The organism is Orbaceae bacterium lpD01, assembly GCA_036251705.1.
Taxonomy (GTDB): domain Bacteria; phylum Pseudomonadota; class Gammaproteobacteria; order Enterobacterales; family Orbaceae; genus Utexia; species Utexia brackfieldae.
Genome location: CP133959.1, coordinates 2303890 through 2320243, shown reverse-complemented (window position 1 = coordinate 2320243; position 16354 = coordinate 2303890). Strand labels below are relative to the sequence as shown.

The window sequence follows — 16354 nt, the reverse complement described above, 5'->3', positions numbered from 1 at the left end:
GAATAAATTGAATAATAAACAGGTGAAGAGAGAATGAAAACACGCTGTGGTTGGGTGTCACAAGACCCGCTCTATATCGATTACCACGATAACGAATGGGGCAAAGCGGTGAAAGAGAGTCAAAAACTATTTGAGAAGATTTGTTTGGAAGGACAGCAAGCGGGTTTATCATGGATTACCGTATTAAAAAAGCGCGCCGAGTATCGCCGCTGCTTTTTTGATTTTGATCCGCATAAAATTATTACCTTACAAACGATCGAACCCCTGCTAGAAAATAAAGGCTTAATTCGCAATCGTTTAAAGCTCAATGCCATTATTAAAAATGCTCATGCCTATTTAGCGATGCAAAATCAGGAGGAGGATTTTGCTGAGTTTATCTGGTCTTTCGTCGATGGAAAGCCGCTGATTAATCACTATGCCCATTTGTCTGAGATACCCGCGAGTACCGATATTAGCGATAATATGTCGAAAGCGTTAAAAAAGCGGGGTTTTACCTTTGTGGGATCGACTATCTGTTACGCCTTTATGCAATCGATGGGACTGGTGAATGATCACTTGCTCTCGTGTGATTTTAGAATCTAGCTGAAAATAAAATGCGCAGTAAGAGAATGATGATGACTTTTTGTGATAAATCAGAAAAGTATAACGATTAAAATAGCTTGTTTTTATGCGAACGTTATCGTGATATCATTCTGTTTATGATTAATCATATCGTCATTTATAGCAGAGTATCATGAATTTAGACACAATTGTCGCACAAGCAACGCCACCAGGTCGAGGCGGGGTGGGTATCCTTCGCATCTCAGGGCCAGAGGCCAAAATAGTGGCACAAGCTATTTTGCGCAAAGTACCTAAACCGAGATATGCTGAGTATCTCCCCTTTTATGGTGAGGATGGTCAGATTTTAGATCAAGGTATCGCGCTGTTTTTCCCCAATCCACACTCTTTTACCGGTGAAGATGTGCTCGAACTGCAAGGACATGGCGGGCCGGTCATTTTAGATCTGTTACTCAAGGCTGTACTGCAGGTTGAGAAAGTGCGAATTGCGCGTCCCGGTGAATTTTCTGAGCGTGCCTTTTTAAATGATAAATTAGACTTAGTGCAAGCAGAAGCGATAGCCGATCTGATTGATGCCAGTTCTGAGCAAGCCGCCAAATCAGCGATGTCTTCTCTGCAAGGTGTATTTTCAGCCAAAATCAATAGTTTGGTTGATGAACTTATCCATTTACGTATTTTTGTTGAAGCCGCGATTGATTTTCCTGAAGAAGAGATCGATTTTCTTTCCGATGGTAAGATTGAGGCGCAGCTCAATCATGTCATGGCACACTTAACTGATGTACGTAAAGAGGCCAAACAGGGGTCTTTATTGCGGGAAGGGATGAAAGTCGTTATCGCGGGTCGTCCTAATGCTGGTAAGTCGAGTCTGCTCAATGCCTTAGCGGGCCGGGACGCGGCGATAGTAACCGATATAGCCGGTACCACACGCGATGTTCTGCGTGAACATATCCATATTGATGGGATGCCTCTGCATATTATTGATACCGCCGGTTTACGTGATGCCAGTGATGAAGTTGAACGGATTGGGATTGAGAGAGCCTGGCAGGAGATTGAACAAGCTGATCGGGTATTATTTATGGTTGATGGTACGACTACACAGGCCAGTGAACCTGATGAGCTGTGGCCTGAGTTTATGCAGCGGCTACCGAAAAAATTACCTATAACTGTGGTGCGCAATAAAGCCGACTTGACCGATGAAACCTTAGGGGCAAGTGAAGTGAATGGTTACTCACTTATTCGACTCTCTGCGCGTACCGGTCAGGGGATCGATGTATTACGCGAACATCTTAAATCAAGCATTGGATTCACCAGTAGCACAGAGGGCGGCTTTTTAGCGCGCCGTCGTCATTTGCAAGCGCTGGAGACTGCCGCTATGCATCTGGAACAAGGTCATCAACAACTAGTTCATTTCCATGCAGGTGAACTATTAGCTGAGGAGCTGCGACTCGCGCAGGAGAGTCTCAGTCAAATTACCGGTGAATTTACCGCGGATGATTTACTCGGTAAGATTTTTAGCTCTTTTTGTATTGGTAAGTAAGTTCAGATTTACTTAGGTGCATTAATTTGTACATTTAAGGCATAACATATTGTTATGCCTTTTTTATTTAAATTGCTCTATAACCATTTATTAGAATTCACTGACCATTTTATGTCCGTGAATGCTTTTATTTTGAACACTATGAGGCTCATTTTTAGAGATGGCTCAATGTCTATTTTTACGTACCATCATATAGCTATTAATGCTAAAGATGATCAGTGCAGCCCAGATAAACGCAAAGGTAATTAAAGTATATAAATTGAGATGCTCTTTAAAGTAAAACGTTGCGAGCAAAAAGACTAATGTCGGCGAGGTATATTGTAAAAAGCCAATCGTTGAATAAGGTAGATTTTTAGCGGCTAAATTAAATAAAATCAGCGGTACGAGTGTGAGCGGACCCGCTAACATACATAATAACCACAGATGATCTCCCCAAAAATAGGGTTGTAACGTCTCAGCTGTCGGATGATACCATAGCCAAAATAACGCAACCGGTACTAAGATCCAGGTCTCAATAAACATACCAGTGAAGACTTGCACAGGGACGATCTTGCGAATCAAGCCATAAAAAGCAAAGGAGAGACCGAGTAAGAGTGAAATCCACGGTAGTGACCCTAAAAGAATGATTTGTATCAGCACCCCTGTGGCGGCTAAAATAATCGCTAACCATTGCAATTTTTGCAGTTTTTCTTTCAGAACGACCATTCCCAGAAAAACAGAAATGAGGGGATTAATGTAGTAGCCCAAACTGGTTTCAAACATATAACCGTTATTAATCGCCCAAACATAAAGTAACCAGTTTCCCGATAATATTAATCCTGTACACATCAAGATAACAATATATTTAGGATGCTTGAGTAACAGTAACCATTGTGATTTTTGCGTGATAAAAAATAGGACTAACAGGCAGCAAATTGCTGACCAGATAATACGGTGTAAGATAATTTCAGTCGCCGGTAAGGCTTGAATACTTTTAAAATAAATGGGCGACAAACCCCAAATAACATAAGCGGTAATACCGAGAAAAAATGCAGTAACTTTAGACATAAGCGTGAAATGAATTAAGTATGATAAAATGCTAACGATTGTAGCGTGCTCGCGTAGTAAATACTATCAATTATCGATAATTCTTTTATCTAATGCTGTCAGTTAAACCCGGCGTTAGAAGTTAACATATTAATTTTTTTATACTATTTTTTATATTGATGACGGGTCACCTGTTTTAAGTGACACCGTATTTGCACAGATTGAAATAGGTTCTTTCGTGATATGAGACGAAACGTGATCATGATAAGTTTTTATTGTTGACTATCGCTTATCTGTTGCTATTTTAGGGATATCGTTGTTGCAAGCAGTGCAATTTTTCAGCCAGAATAAACATGAGTGATTCGCGAATCCCAGATTTGTTTGTCTCGATCATCGCTTGCACTAATGCCACACATTGTTCAACTAACTCTTCATTGTTTAAATTGTGCGATAAGTTCACCTCATAAAATATAGGCTCTTCAAAAAGCGTCAACATTTGATTACGAGGCTTGAGTTCCGGGCTAGGGATGGGATACAGATGAAGCATACTATTTTCTTGTTTTCGCTGCATATAATTCACTCTTTTGCTGTATAAATAAACAGTATTAAGATTAGCATTTATTCATCGTATGTGCAATCAAATCGGCTGGAAAATAGCCCTCTACTGAAGTTGATTATAATGCCGGCTAACATCGCCAGGATGGTGGCTTTATCAACACGACACAATCTTTATGCTATACTTATACCGTGATTTGATAACGATTTGAATTGATTAAGGATGAATAATATGCTTAATGATGAACAGACAATTAAGATCAGTCGGGTTCGCCAATATACCCAACAAAAATTAGCTCATGACTATTCCGGGCATGATTTTAGTCATATTGAAAGAGTCGTTAATCTTTGCCACCGAATTTTACCCACCGAGCCAACCGCGAATGATTTTGTGGTCTTAATGAGTGCTTATTTACATGATGTGATTGATGATAAAGTCGTTGAAAATAGTCTTGCTGCCAAAAATGAGCTGCTACTCTTCCTGCAAGAATTGTCGATATTACCGGATGAACAAATCGCCATCCTCGAGATTATCGAGAAAATGTCTTATTGTAAAAACTTGACCCAAAAACAAGCGTTATCGTTGGAAGGGATGATAGTACAAGATGCTGACAGACTCGATGCGATAGGGGCGATTGGTATTGGGCGTACTTTTTATTATGGCGGTAATAAAAAAAATCAAATGCATGATCTCAATCAGGCGGCAAGAGCTGACTTAACTGAAGTTGATTATCGCCATTCAAATACGGTCATTAATCATTTTTATGAGAAACTGTTTTTACTGCAAGCGCAAATGAATACAGAAGCCGCTAAACAGCTTGCTCAAGAGCGTCATCAGTTTATGCTGGATTTTGTTGCGCGATTTGAGAAAGAGTGGTTAGGTGATGATCAATAGACAAAGTCGCTTGTCGATTTTTTTATGATATCGACATTGCGACAATCAATGTCATCCTATCATTTGACTCAATTCAATATCAGCTTATCGGTAAGCAATAAGCCAACGTATATAATGTTCTCTCTTGATGTTAAATCTGTTTGCGATTAATCAGTGATTGTCGTATATTTTTGAGAATATTGTAATGCATCATAAAAATGATCAATATGGCGATATTGTATCTTTAGCATCAGGATAATTATAAAGAGGGATGGAAGATGTTTGAAAACGTTGAGATGTACGCGGGTGATCCTATTTTATCATTGGTCGAAAAATTTAAAGCCGATTCAAGACCGAATAAAGTCAATCTTAGTATTGGTTTATATTATGATGAAAATGGCGTAGTGCCGAAATTAAATGTGATTAAAGAAGCAGAAAAAAGATTAAGTCAAACATCAACCGGGGCATCGCTTTATCTCCCTATGGAAGGCCTTGTTCCCTATCGTCAAGCGATTGCCAGCTTATTATTTGGTGATGATCATCCAGTATTAAAACAAGATCTTATTGCGGCGATTCAGACTTTGGGTGGTTCAGGCGCACTCAAAGTGGGTGCTGACTTCTTAAAACGATATTTTCCTGATTCGGCGGTTTGGGTCAGTGACCCGACCTGGGAAAATCATGTGGCCATTTTTAATGGCGCGGGTTTTCAGGTCAACACCTATCCCTATTTTGATCCGGTCACTAAAGGTGTACTGTTTGAACAAATGCGCGAGACCATGAAACAGCTCCCGCCAAAAAGCATTGTCTTGTTACATCCATGTTGTCACAATCCAACCGGTTCTGATTTAACGAATGCGCAGTGGGATGAATTGACCAAAGTGCTGCTTGAGCAAGATCTTATTCCTTTTTTAGACATCGCTTACCAAGGATTTGGTGACGGATTAGTGGAAGATACTTATGCTATTCGTTGCATGGCTTCTGCCGGATTGCCTTGTGTCGTGAGTAATTCATTTTCGAAGATTTTTTCACTCTATGGTGAGCGAGTTGGTGGCTTATCGATTGTGTGCCAGACCACGCAAGAAAAAGAGCATGTATTAGGACAATTAAAAGCTACGATTCGTCGTATCTATTCAAGTCCACCAAGTTATGGTGCAAGATTGGTTGAGATTGTGTTAACCGATCCGGTTTTACGACAGCAATGGCAGCAAGAACTACTGCAGAAGCGAGAGCGAATTATCGATATGCGTAAAGTTTTAGTGCAAACCTTGAAAACAGCTTTACCTGATTATGATTTCGCGTATCTGTTAAAGCAAAGAGGGATGTTTAGTTATACCGGCTTTAGTCCAGAACAAGTTAATTTGCTGCGTGAAAGAGAGGGTATCTATTTAGTTGGTAGTGGACGCATGTGTGTGGCTGGTCTCAATCATCAAAATGTTCAGCATGTTGCTGAGGCTTTTTCTAAAATTTAGCTAAAATTGAAAGCTTCTTTAAATAATAAAGATATAATTTACTGAATTTGCTTATTTTTTTATCATAATATATACTTAGTTTAGATAACGTAATGACTTAACTGAAATGAGTTATCTTGCGGATTTTAGAATAGATATTTTTTGTCTATTTTGATGGGATATTATCCGTATACAAGGAAGTAGAAATATAGACCCTTTCAGGGTTATAAAATAGTAATATTTGTTTAAGCTTTTATGATTGAAGTGTTGTTAGTAAAGGAATAATAGACGTTTTCAGGACTGTGCTTAGAGAATAAAAGCTACGTTATAAATAGTCTGATTTTATTTAATAATTTATATGGATATAATTGTTTAATAGGATCAGTCTATTTTGTTTTTTAATTTATCTGCTTTAAATGCTTCACTTGGTGTATAAAAATAAACTCACAGTGTTATGATAGATAAACTCATTCCGTTTATTTTTAAGACATCAATTTGTATGATAAAACGATTTTTATTCACCGCGCTTATCTTTATCATTTCTGGCTGTGCCCTCAAGCATATGGATGCACCACAAGTTCTTTCTGATTGTCAGTATAAAAAGTTATCTGGCGATGAGTTTATCTTTATGCCATTATCTGAATTGCAGCAAAGCCATAGTTATAATCTCATCTATTCTGATGTTAGTCGTCAAAGTTCTACGTTACCCTCATACTACCAAGGTTTAAAAGGTAAATTGACCGATAAGTTAATAACACGAGATTATCCTCATATGCCCGTTAGTGGTCAATATGATCGACACTGTAGCGTAATTAATGATTGTGATGCAGAATTCAATCTACCTCGCCATCTTTCCAAGGCACAACAAGAAAAGCAGATAAGAATATCTACCTTTCTGGTGAGACAAGCTATTTTATCCAATTGTGAGGTGGTTTACATTCGCCTTGATCCGTTAAGTGATAACTATTTAGCCCCTTCTCTGATTAACGCGGCTGGACTTGAGGTTATATCTCAGTCCCATGACTGAATTACCTCAAGCTATCGTTAATTTTTAATGATACTAAAAATAGTTCTATGTAAATAAAGCTGGAAGTGATTTAATAACTATCAATAATAAAAACGATGGATTTCATATAAGTAAGGTAACGCTATGTTTTCTAATTTAACACAATCTACATCTGGACAAGTCACTAAAGCTGTTATTCCTGTTGCTGGACTCGGTACGCGAATGCTGCCTGCAACTAAAGCGATACCAAAAGAGATGTTGCCACTGGTTGATAAGCCATTGATTCAATATGTGGTAAATGAATGCGTGGCTGCCGGCATCACTGAAATTATTTTTGTGACGCACTCATCCAAAAACTCTATCGAGAACCATTTTGATACGAGCTTTGAATTAGAGGCGATGTTAGAAAGACGCGTTAAACGTCAGATATTGGCTGAAGTACAATCGATTTGTCCAAAAACGGTAACGATCTCGAGTGTTCGTCAAGGTTTAGCTAAGGGACTCGGTCACGCAATTTTATGTGCTTATCCACTGATTGGTCAGCAGCCTTTTGCCGTTGTATTACCGGATGTGATTTTAGATGAATACCATTGTGATCTGAAAACAGAGAATTTGGCAGCGATGATTGATCATTTTCATCAAACTAAACGAAGCCAAATCATGGTTGAACCAGTACCGAAAGATAAAGTCTCTTCTTATGGTATTGTTGATTGCAAAGGGAATGAAATTTTGAGTGGTAAGAGTACGCAAATGTATGGTGTAGTAGAGAAACCCGCGATTGAAGATGCGCCATCTAATCAGTCTATTGTCGGTCGTTATGTTTTATCTGAAAAAATATGGCCACTGTTAGCCAAAACTCCGCCGGGTGCAGGTGATGAAATCCAATTGACCGATGCGATTGCGATGTTACTTGAGCATGAAGAAATTGATGCTTATTGTATTAAAGGTTTTAGCCATGACTGCGGTAACAAACTCGGTTATATTCAAGCTTTTATTCAATATGCGATGCGCCATCATGAGTTAGGTGCTGATGTGACTGATTGGTTAAAACACCTTAAACGCTAACGCCTAAGGTGGGAATCTCATCTCTTTTGTGTTCTAACACATCAACATTTAAACCTCGAATGATGTATTATCTTGATTGATTCGAGGTTTATCTCTTCTGGCGATATCATCATTGTCAGTGGCTATTATTCTGCTGATGAATAACAAATCACCTGACCGAACTAAAGTGGATTGAGCTCACTTTCTGTAATGATCTGATGCATCAGTTTTACCTGTTCTTCTGAGTCGTTGAGTGCTGGGATGTAATGAAAGATTTTTCCGCCAGCAGTTAAAAATTGTGTACGATTAAACATCGCTATTTCTTCTAACGTTTCTATACAATCAACAGAAAATCCAGGGCAGATGACTTGGACATGATGCTGTCCTTTATTCGCTAACGCTTTTAATACCATGGTGGTATCAGGTTTGGTCCATTCCCCCTTGCCAAAACGAGATTGAAAAGCGGCTTGAATATCGAGATGAATATTTTTTTTATGTAGTGCAGCGCTTATGAGTGAAGTGGTTAAAGCGCAGCGATCGGCATACTCATCCTGACGCTTTTTGATGTAGTTCATCGGAATTCCATGATAAGAGAGCACGAGTGTATCGGGGATCCCTTGAGTCTCAAAAGCGGCCTCAATGTGATAAACCAACGCGGTAATATACATTGGATGATCAGCATAATCGTGCAGATAACTGATAGCGGGTTTGTCTGACCAACGGTTGACCAGACCGCGGACTTTATTCAGAATGGCTAGCGTTGTTGTGGTTGAATACTGTGGATAGAGCGGAATAATTTTTATGGTCTGGCAATGACGAAGTTGATACAGCGCTTGCTTTAAATCTGGCTTACCATAGGTCATGGCCAGGGCTATATTCATGTCTGGTAATTGAGATGCCAGTCTTGTGACCAGTCTTTGACTGTACACCATCAGCGGTGAGCCTTTGTCAGTCCAAATTTTGGCATAGTTTTTTGCACTGCTTGGTGCTTTTTTAGGCAAAATGATCCATCTTAACAGCGGGGACCAGAACAGCTTGGGTAAATCGACAACATGGCGGTCAAGCAAGAATTCAGTCAGATAACGCTTTACCGCTTCAGATGTTGGCTCATCAGGTGTCCCTAAATTAACCAAGATAACGCCTGACTTTTCTGGTTTATGCATGTGTGATGTATCCCTGAATTAATTTGAGTAAACGTCCAAGTGCACCTTGGTTTTGTCTTAATACCTGATAAGCGCACTCGCCCATTTGCTGTGCGGCTGTTTTGTCATCAATTAAGTTAAGCACCAGATGATACAACTCATCGGGGTTCTTATTCGCAACTAATACGCCCCCCGCTTGCTGGAGTTGTTGAAAAATCAGTTTAAAATTAAAGGTATATGGACCAGTGATAATCGGAATTTTGTGTAATGCGGCTTCTAAAGGGTTATGTCCGCCTCTTTCAACTAAACTACCGCCGATAAAAGCGATATCGGATAAACCATATAATGTGACCAGTTCGCCCATGGTATCGCCAAGCAAAACGGCTGTTTCCGCTGTAGGCATGCTTTGCTGACTGAGTAAAACATAGTCCAGCGACTTATTAATAACCTGTTTCTCTACCTCTTTAAAGCGTTCAGGATGGCGAGGCACAAGAATGAGCAAAAGATCTGGATGCTGATGTAATAGCTTTTGGTGAACACTTAAAATAATCTCATCTTCGCCTGAGTGGGTGCTTGCGGCAATCCATACCGGCCTGTTGAGTTGCCATTTATCACGTCGCTGGGCGATTTTATCTTGTTCTGCCGCCTGTAATGAGATGTCATATTTAATACTACCGGTGACCGTCAGATGCGATGTTGGTAGACCTAAATCAATAAAACGTTGTCCATCTTGCTCATTTTGAGCGGCGATTAAGGTAATTCGACTGAGAATGGTTTGCGTAAAATGCGCAAATTTGGCATAACCTTTTGCTGAACGTTCAGATAGACGGGCATTGGCAATAATCAGTGGTATCTGCTTTTGATATAAAGCTGTGATAAAGTTCGGCCACAATTCAGTCTCAATAATAATGACAAGCTGGGGCTTTAAGGTATTGATAAAACGATTGACTGCGCCGGGTAAATCATAAGGTAAATAAACATGGCTAACATTTTGACCCAATAATGTTGTGACACGCTCAGAACCTGTTGGTGTCATGGTTGTGACGGTAATCGGCATGTCAGGATACTGTTTCTTCAGGGCTTTGATCAGCGGTACTGCCGCAGCGGTTTCTCCCACAGAAACGGCATGTATTAAAATACCATTAGATTGGACTTTATGGCGACAAAAGCCGTATCGTTCAAGCCAACGATGACGATAAGCGGGCGCTTTGATGCTTCGGCAAAGTAAACGAATCCAGACGAAAGGCTGAATAAGATATAACAAAAAAGTATAAAAATATTGCATGATATTCAATTAGGGCTGAATGAAATGTTGTCGATAATAGGCCAGTTCGGCAATCGAATCTTTGATATCGTCTAAGGCTTGATGGGTGCCTTTTTTGGTAAAACCGGCTAAAATTTCTGGTTTCCAGCGTTTTGCTAGCTCTTTTAAGGTACTGACATCCAGATAGCGATAATGAAAATAAGCTTCCAGCTTGGGCATATAACGATAAAGAAAGCGACGATCCTGACCGATACTGTTGCCACAAATCGGCGAACAATTCTCTGGTACCCACTGTTTTAAAAACTCGATAGTTCGTTGTTCGGCATCTTGCTCTGAAATCAGGCTCTGCTTAACACGATCAACCAGGCCGGTTTGAGTATGTGTTGTTACATTCCACTCATCCATTTTGGCAAGTTGCTCCGCTGATTGACGAATAGCAAATACAGGGCCTTCAGCTAGAATGTTGAGATCTGAGTCTGTGACTATCGTTGCGATCTCAATAATCCGATCGTTATCTGGGTTTAGTCCGGTCATTTCAAGGTCAACCCAAACCAGATTATTTTTGCTTGTTACAGGTAAATTTGTCATATCAGTAACCATAATAGAAATTATCTTTTTTACGATAACTAGTGTAGCATATCTATCAAATTCTATGAAAAGTTTAACGCCAGATAAATATTGTGAGTAAAAATAAGTTATCGAAAAATCAAAAGCGGCGCGTTGATGTGAATCATCAACAACGCCGCAAATTGACTCAATCAGTGGCTGAATTTGATAAGCCACAAGCTGAAGCAGAAGATATGGATGCGCTATTTGCTGAGCCTCAAGAGGGGCTTGTGATCAGCCGTTATGGCAAGTTAGCGGATGTTGAGGATGCCCAGCGATGTGTCTATCGCTGTAATATTCGTCGTACCGTGCCGGCTTTGGTCACGGGCGATCGTGTTGTATGGCGGCCAAGCCTTGACCCGCAAGCTAAAGGCGTGATTGAAGCCGTGCATGAACGGCAGAGTCAGTTTGTGCGTCCTGATTTTTATGACGGTGTTAAAGTCGTCGCGGCCAATGTTGATCAAATTATTATCGTCTCAGCGGTGGTGCCTGAGCTTTCGCTCAATATTATTGATCGCTATTTAGTAGCCTGTGAGACCATTGATATCAAGCCCATAATTATACTCAATAAAGTTGATCTGTTAACGGCTGAGCAGCGCGAGCAAGTTTTAGCTCAATTGGAGCTCTACCATCAGATTGGTTATCAGGTCTTATTGATTTCGCAAAAAACACAAGAAGGATTCCCGGCACTAAAAGCGTTGCTTAAAGATCGCACCTCTATTTTTGTTGGGCAGTCAGGGGTGGGTAAATCAAGTTTAATCAATTTGTTATTACCAGATTCATTTGCGCAAGCAAGCACTGGCGATGTCTCTGAAACATCGGGATTGGGTCAACATACCACAACCACCACTAAATTTTATCATTTAGTTGAAGGCGGTGCGATTATTGACTCACCGGGTGTGCGCGAATTTGGACTATGGCATTTAGAGGGCAATAAAATCAGTGATGGCTTTATTGAGTTTGCCGATTATTTAGGGACTTGCCAGTATCGTGATTGTAAGCATAAAAATGATCCTGGATGTGCCATAAAAGCCGCTGTTGAAAAAGGTCTTATTGCTCAGTCGCGCTTTGATAACTATCACCGTATTTTACAGTCAATGGCAGAAGTAAAAGCGAAAAGTAATCGCGAATATAAGTAACGGATTACGCGGTTAAGAGTAAAAGGCTGAATTCGCTCGGTAAATTGCATCACGCCGAATCTCTGCTGCTATCTCTATTTTAAGGCAATTAGCGGTATAGATTGATACCGCTAATACGTCATTAGTTAGTTTGCGACTATTTAGAGGTTTTAATCGCAAATCCAATACTAATATAAGCCCAGCCTTGGAAAATCAAGTCAATACCTAAGAATAAACCGAGTAACCACAAGCTATTGGTTGGCCAGCCGATTAAAATGATAATACCTAACAACAGAGAGATAACAGCGGAAAACAGTAACCAGCCCCAGTTAGCTAGACCACGATGCTGAAATGCTCGGATAATTTGCGTCAGACCACTGATTAAAAATAACATCGCGATAACTAGCGTAATAGCTGATGATGCGGCGATTGGACTATAAAGAGAAACGATACCTGCAACAAGATAGATAACCCCCATGACCGAAGATAGCGCACTCTGCTCAAATCCTTTGACCTGAAATGCTTGGAACATTTGGGCAACACCAGCAAAAATAATCAGTATAGCAATATAGTAAACTGAAAATACCGTTGCCATAAATTGATAGCCCAAAGCAAACATACCCAGAATAACAAGTACAATACCAATCAATACAAACCAACCCCATTTATGTTTCAGTTGCGCAGATAAACTCTTAACTGATGATGCGATATCTTTCATTTTAATGATCCTTTTGATTGAGCAGGTATTAGACCTGCTGGTATTTTTATTTTACGCTGATTGTTTTTTAATTTAAATATAAAGCTAAGGCGACAAATGAAAAATAACATAAAATAATCAGATAAATTGTCTATGCTAAATAATATTATCGGTTATTATTGCTGTCCGCTTTGGCGAGGTTTAAAACAATCCTGCGCGATTGTGCATATTTTATTGATAAAGCCGGTCATTAACGACTCCAACAAATGTATTTGTGGCGATTAACGTTTCTTATTTCACAGTGTTGTGACTTTGCTGTATAGTTATGGTTAATTAAATAGAATCATTCAGGTTTTGATTTGAATGCGGGGTCATTATCGAGCTTATGTTTTAGGCTTCGCTTCTGCTCTTCAGTTTGAAGTAGAATGGTCGCTATATTAAAAACATAATGTAATAATATGTTTTAATGTTCAAAATAGTGTGTCGTGATGAGATTATTTTTATTGAATAAGACATTGAGATATCTCATTAAATCATCGTTATTTGAGATAATTCTTAAATAACTTGAATTCATATATATACTTTAGCATTTGAATTATTATAATAGTCAATGCTTTTTATCGTTCGTTGTTTTTGGAATTTTACATGGAAAACCAACCTAAATTTAGTACTAGTAAAGATATTATCGCCTATTTAGCAGCCCAATTTCCTCAATGCTTTTCTGTTGAAGGTGAGGCTAAGCCCCTTAAAATCGGTATTTTTCAAGATTTAGTTGCCTCTATTGATAGCAGTGAAAATATCAGTAAAGTCAAACTGAGAGCAGCCTTGAGGACATATACGCTGAGCTGGCGTTATTTGCATAGTATTAAAGAGGGGGCTGATCGTGTCGACTTAAATGGTATGCCATGTGAAAAGTTAACTGCTGAACACGTTGAACATGCGAAGCAGCAATTGGATGAAGCAAAAGCTAAAGTCAAAGCGAAAAGACTTCAACAAAAAGAGACGAAAACCGTTAATAATAAAGAAGTACGTGTGCCCAATGGAGCAAAAACATTTGTCAATAAAAAACCAGTCGATGGGGCAAGAAAAAATATCAAAAATAATCAAATAGCGCAAACGACCAAATCCGTTAATGCGGATAGAAAACCTGTTGATTTATCGACACTGAAAGCGGGTGATCAAGTGAGAATCACATTAAGTAGTAAGCCCGTAGAAGCGGTATTAATTGCCATCGAAAAAGAGAATGTTCGAGTGAAGATTCCATCAGGTATGGAGTTGACTGTCAGATCTGAATATCTGATTGAGTAACCTCGGACGGATATTAATCATATTTATTAATTTGAGAAGTTGAATGAAGCAAAAATTAGTACAAATTATCATTGGTGTGGTGAGTTTATTCTTATTGCTTGGTGTTGGCCAGGCAAAAGAATATACCATGGAACAACTTCCTCAGTTAACACAAGACCCGATACATCAAACAGTATCAAAACGGGTGACTAACTATTTCACCCAAGCGCATTATCATCATATTCAGTTAGATGATGCTTTTTCTGAAAAAATTTTTGACCGCTATTTTAAGCTGCTGGATTCAAATAAAGGCTTATTTACTGCGGACGATATTGCTCAATTTGAACCTCAAAAGACCGTTTTTGCTCAAGAGCTGAAAACCGGTGATCTATCTGTGGCTTTTGATATTTATAATTTTGCGCTGAAAAAGCGCTTTATGCGTTATCAATATGCCCTGTCTGTACTCGCTCAGCCAATGAATTTTGATAGCGATGAGTCAATTGATTTTGAACGCGATAAAATGCCTTGGCCAACCTCAGAAAAAGAGCTTGATGAGTATTGGCAAAAACGGGTTAAATTTGATGAGTTAAGTTTAGCGTTGACCGATAAAAAAGAAGATGAGATTAGAGAGATTCTCTCGAAACGCTATCGTCAAGTGCTGAAGATTTTAATTCAGACCAATAGTGAAGATGCTTTTCAGGTTTTCATGAATGCTTTTGCGAGAGAAATTGATCCACATACCAGCTATTTAGCGCCCCGAAAAAAACGTGATTTTGATTCTGAAATGAGTCTCTCATTTGAGGGGATTGGTGCGACGTTAAACATGGAAGATGACTATACCAGTATTGTTTCTTTCGTCAAAGGCGGACCAGCTGAAAAAAGTAATCAATTAGCGATTGGCGATAAAATTATTGGGGTAGGCCAGAAAGGTAAACAGATTCAAGATGTGATTGGCTGGCGCCTTGATGATATTGTCGATTTGATTCGCGGTCCTAAAGGCACAACGGTTAATTTAGAAATACTGCCGGCTGGGGCGAATACCAAACCAAAGACTATCGAGCTTAAACGAGATACGATTCGTTTTGAAGATCGTGAAGTGAAATCCTCGATTATTCAAACGCCGAGAGGTAAAGTGGGCGTATTAGAAGTGCCGAGCTTCTATATTGGATTAACCAATAAGACCAAGACCTTATTAGCTGAATTTAATAAAGAAAATGTAGATAGTGTGGTTATCGATTTAAGAAATAATGGCGGGGGATCACTCTCTGAGGCGATTGGTTTGACTGGACTGTTTATTGAATCCGGCCCTGTTGTACAAGTCAGAGATGATAGACAAAACGTCATTCAATATGATAATAATGATGGTTTTGTTTATTATAATGGGCCTTTAGTTGTTCTGGTTAATCGTTATAGTGCCTCGGCTTCTGAAATTTTCTCGGCAGCGCTACAAGATTATCATCGTGCGGCGATTGTGGGCGAAACGACCTTCGGCAAAGGTACTGTGCAGACTTCGCGCAATATTGCCTATCCGATTGATGAAAGGATACATCCAGATTGGCCTAGTTTAGGTGGGGTACAGTATACAATTCAGAAATTTTATCGTATCAATGGTGGCAGTACTCAGCTAAAAGGTGTCGTGCCGGATATTGAAATGACTGATATGCAACTTGATTACGAAACGGGTGAACGTTTCTTAGATAATGCACTGCCTTGGGATAGCATTAAAGCAGCAAGATATAGCTCTTTTGGTAATGTCGATAAGATTCTACCTAAATTGAACGTGTTACATGAACAGAGAATTAAACAAGATCCTGAGTTTAACTATATTGATGCTGATATCAGTCGATTGAATAAAGAGAGCGATAAACAGTTTGTTATCTCATTAAATAAGGCTAAACGTGAGCTAGAGCAGGATGAAAACGATAAACGTGAACTGACACGAACCAATGAACGTTTAGAGAGAATGCATCAAAAGCCAGTGAAAAGTTTAGATGAGCTGCCAAAAGACTATAAAGTACCAGATGCATTTTTGAATGAAGCTGCAGAAATTGCACTTGATTTAAAAGCAGGATATAAGTCTAATAATTAATCGTTTTTACTATTGTTGTGGTTTTTCAATTAAATCAGTTTATAAAGGAGTGCATGATAATGTCTACTAATCTTAAATTAGCCTTAATCACTGTGGTCAGTTT

At 39.2% G+C, this 16354-nt stretch carries 15 protein-coding genes; 9 read left to right on the top strand and 6 right to left on the bottom strand.

Annotation, left to right across the window (positions count from 1 at the left end):
• The first annotated feature begins 33 nt into the window (after nucleotides 1-33).
• The gene (locus RHO15_10545; protein ID WVD63884.1) at nucleotides 34-582 is read left to right on the top strand and encodes a DNA-3-methyladenine glycosylase I; all 549 of its coding nucleotides are present in this window, start codon (nucleotides 34-36) and stop codon (nucleotides 580-582) included.
• A 151-nt stretch (nucleotides 583-733) separates the two neighbouring features.
• Nucleotides 734-2095: a tRNA uridine-5-carboxymethylaminomethyl(34) synthesis GTPase MnmE gene (gene mnmE, locus RHO15_10540; GenBank protein ID WVD63883.1), complete on the top strand. Its 1362-nt coding sequence runs from the start codon at nucleotides 734-736 to the stop codon at nucleotides 2093-2095.
• A gap of 165 nt (nucleotides 2096-2260) precedes the next feature.
• On the opposite strand, the gene rarD is transcribed toward mnmE, so the two are convergent.
• Together rarD and RHO15_10530 are read right to left on the bottom strand one after the other, a co-directional pair.
• The gene (gene rarD, locus RHO15_10535) at nucleotides 2261-3142 is read right to left on the bottom strand and encodes an EamA family transporter RarD (GenBank protein WVD63882.1); all 882 of its coding nucleotides are present in this window, start codon (nucleotides 3140-3142) and stop codon (nucleotides 2261-2263) included.
• A 283-nt stretch (nucleotides 3143-3425) separates the two neighbouring features.
• Nucleotides 3426-3692, bottom strand: coding sequence for a hypothetical protein (locus RHO15_10530; protein ID WVD63881.1), 267 nt, complete (start codon nucleotides 3690-3692; stop codon nucleotides 3426-3428).
• 216 nt (nucleotides 3693-3908) lie between these two features.
• Here RHO15_10530 and RHO15_10525 point away from each other — a divergent pair, with 216 nt between their 5' ends.
• The 4 genes from RHO15_10525 (at nucleotide 3909) to galU (ending at nucleotide 8069) form a co-directional block, all read left to right on the top strand.
• Complete coding sequence (locus RHO15_10525) at nucleotides 3909-4571, top strand: HD domain-containing protein (GenBank protein WVD63880.1); 663 nt, start codon at nucleotides 3909-3911, stop codon at nucleotides 4569-4571.
• Nucleotides 4572-4828: 257 nt separating this feature from the next.
• Nucleotides 4829-6019, top strand: a complete 1191-nt coding sequence (locus tag RHO15_10520; GenBank protein WVD63879.1) for an amino acid aminotransferase — start codon at nucleotides 4829-4831, stop codon at nucleotides 6017-6019.
• Nucleotides 6020-6497: 478 nt separating this feature from the next.
• Nucleotides 6498-7025, top strand: a complete 528-nt coding sequence (locus RHO15_10515; protein WVD63878.1) for a hypothetical protein — start codon at nucleotides 6498-6500, stop codon at nucleotides 7023-7025.
• A 123-nt stretch (nucleotides 7026-7148) separates the two neighbouring features.
• Nucleotides 7149-8069 carry a UTP--glucose-1-phosphate uridylyltransferase GalU gene (galU, locus tag RHO15_10510; GenBank protein WVD63877.1) on the top strand — a complete coding sequence of 307 codons (921 nt, stop codon included), beginning with the start codon at nucleotides 7149-7151 and terminating at the stop codon, nucleotides 8067-8069.
• A 161-nt stretch (nucleotides 8070-8230) separates the two neighbouring features.
• Here the strand turns inward: galU and hemH are convergent, their stop codons facing one another.
• The 3 genes from hemH to orn are packed head-to-tail and all read right to left on the bottom strand — an operon-like array spanning nucleotide 8231 to nucleotide 11042.
• Nucleotides 8231-9211 carry a ferrochelatase gene (gene hemH, locus RHO15_10505; GenBank protein ID WVD63876.1) on the bottom strand — a complete coding sequence of 327 codons (981 nt, stop codon included), beginning with the start codon at nucleotides 9209-9211 and terminating at the stop codon, nucleotides 8231-8233.
• Nucleotides 9204-10475 carry a lipid IV(A) 3-deoxy-D-manno-octulosonic acid transferase gene (waaA, locus tag RHO15_10500; protein ID WVD63875.1) on the bottom strand — a complete coding sequence of 424 codons (1272 nt, stop codon included), beginning with the start codon at nucleotides 10473-10475 and terminating at the stop codon, nucleotides 9204-9206. Before waaA ends, hemH begins: the two co-directional genes overlap by 8 nt.
• Before the next feature lie 9 nt (nucleotides 10476-10484).
• Entirely contained in the window at nucleotides 10485-11042 is a 558-nt protein-coding gene (gene orn, locus RHO15_10495; protein WVD63874.1) for an oligoribonuclease, read from the bottom strand.
• 92 nt (nucleotides 11043-11134) lie between these two features.
• Here orn and rsgA point away from each other — a divergent pair, with 92 nt between their 5' ends.
• Entirely contained in the window at nucleotides 11135-12199 is a 1065-nt protein-coding gene (gene rsgA, locus RHO15_10490; GenBank protein ID WVD63873.1) for a small ribosomal subunit biogenesis GTPase RsgA, read from the top strand.
• A gap of 136 nt (nucleotides 12200-12335) precedes the next feature.
• Here rsgA and RHO15_10485 read toward each other — a convergent pair whose 3' ends face one another.
• Nucleotides 12336-12896 carry an HdeD family acid-resistance protein gene (locus RHO15_10485; GenBank protein ID WVD63872.1) on the bottom strand — a complete coding sequence of 187 codons (561 nt, stop codon included), beginning with the start codon at nucleotides 12894-12896 and terminating at the stop codon, nucleotides 12336-12338.
• A 624-nt stretch (nucleotides 12897-13520) separates the two neighbouring features.
• On the opposite strand from RHO15_10485, the gene proQ reads away from it, so the two are divergent.
• On the top strand, nucleotides 13521-14183 hold the full coding sequence (proQ, locus tag RHO15_10480) for an RNA chaperone ProQ (protein ID WVD63871.1): 663 nt from the start codon (nucleotides 13521-13523) through the stop codon (nucleotides 14181-14183).
• A gap of 43 nt (nucleotides 14184-14226) precedes the next feature.
• The gene (prc, locus tag RHO15_10475) at nucleotides 14227-16251 is read left to right on the top strand and encodes a carboxy terminal-processing peptidase (protein WVD63870.1); all 2025 of its coding nucleotides are present in this window, start codon (nucleotides 14227-14229) and stop codon (nucleotides 16249-16251) included.
• Nucleotides 16252-16354 lie beyond the last annotated feature (103 nt).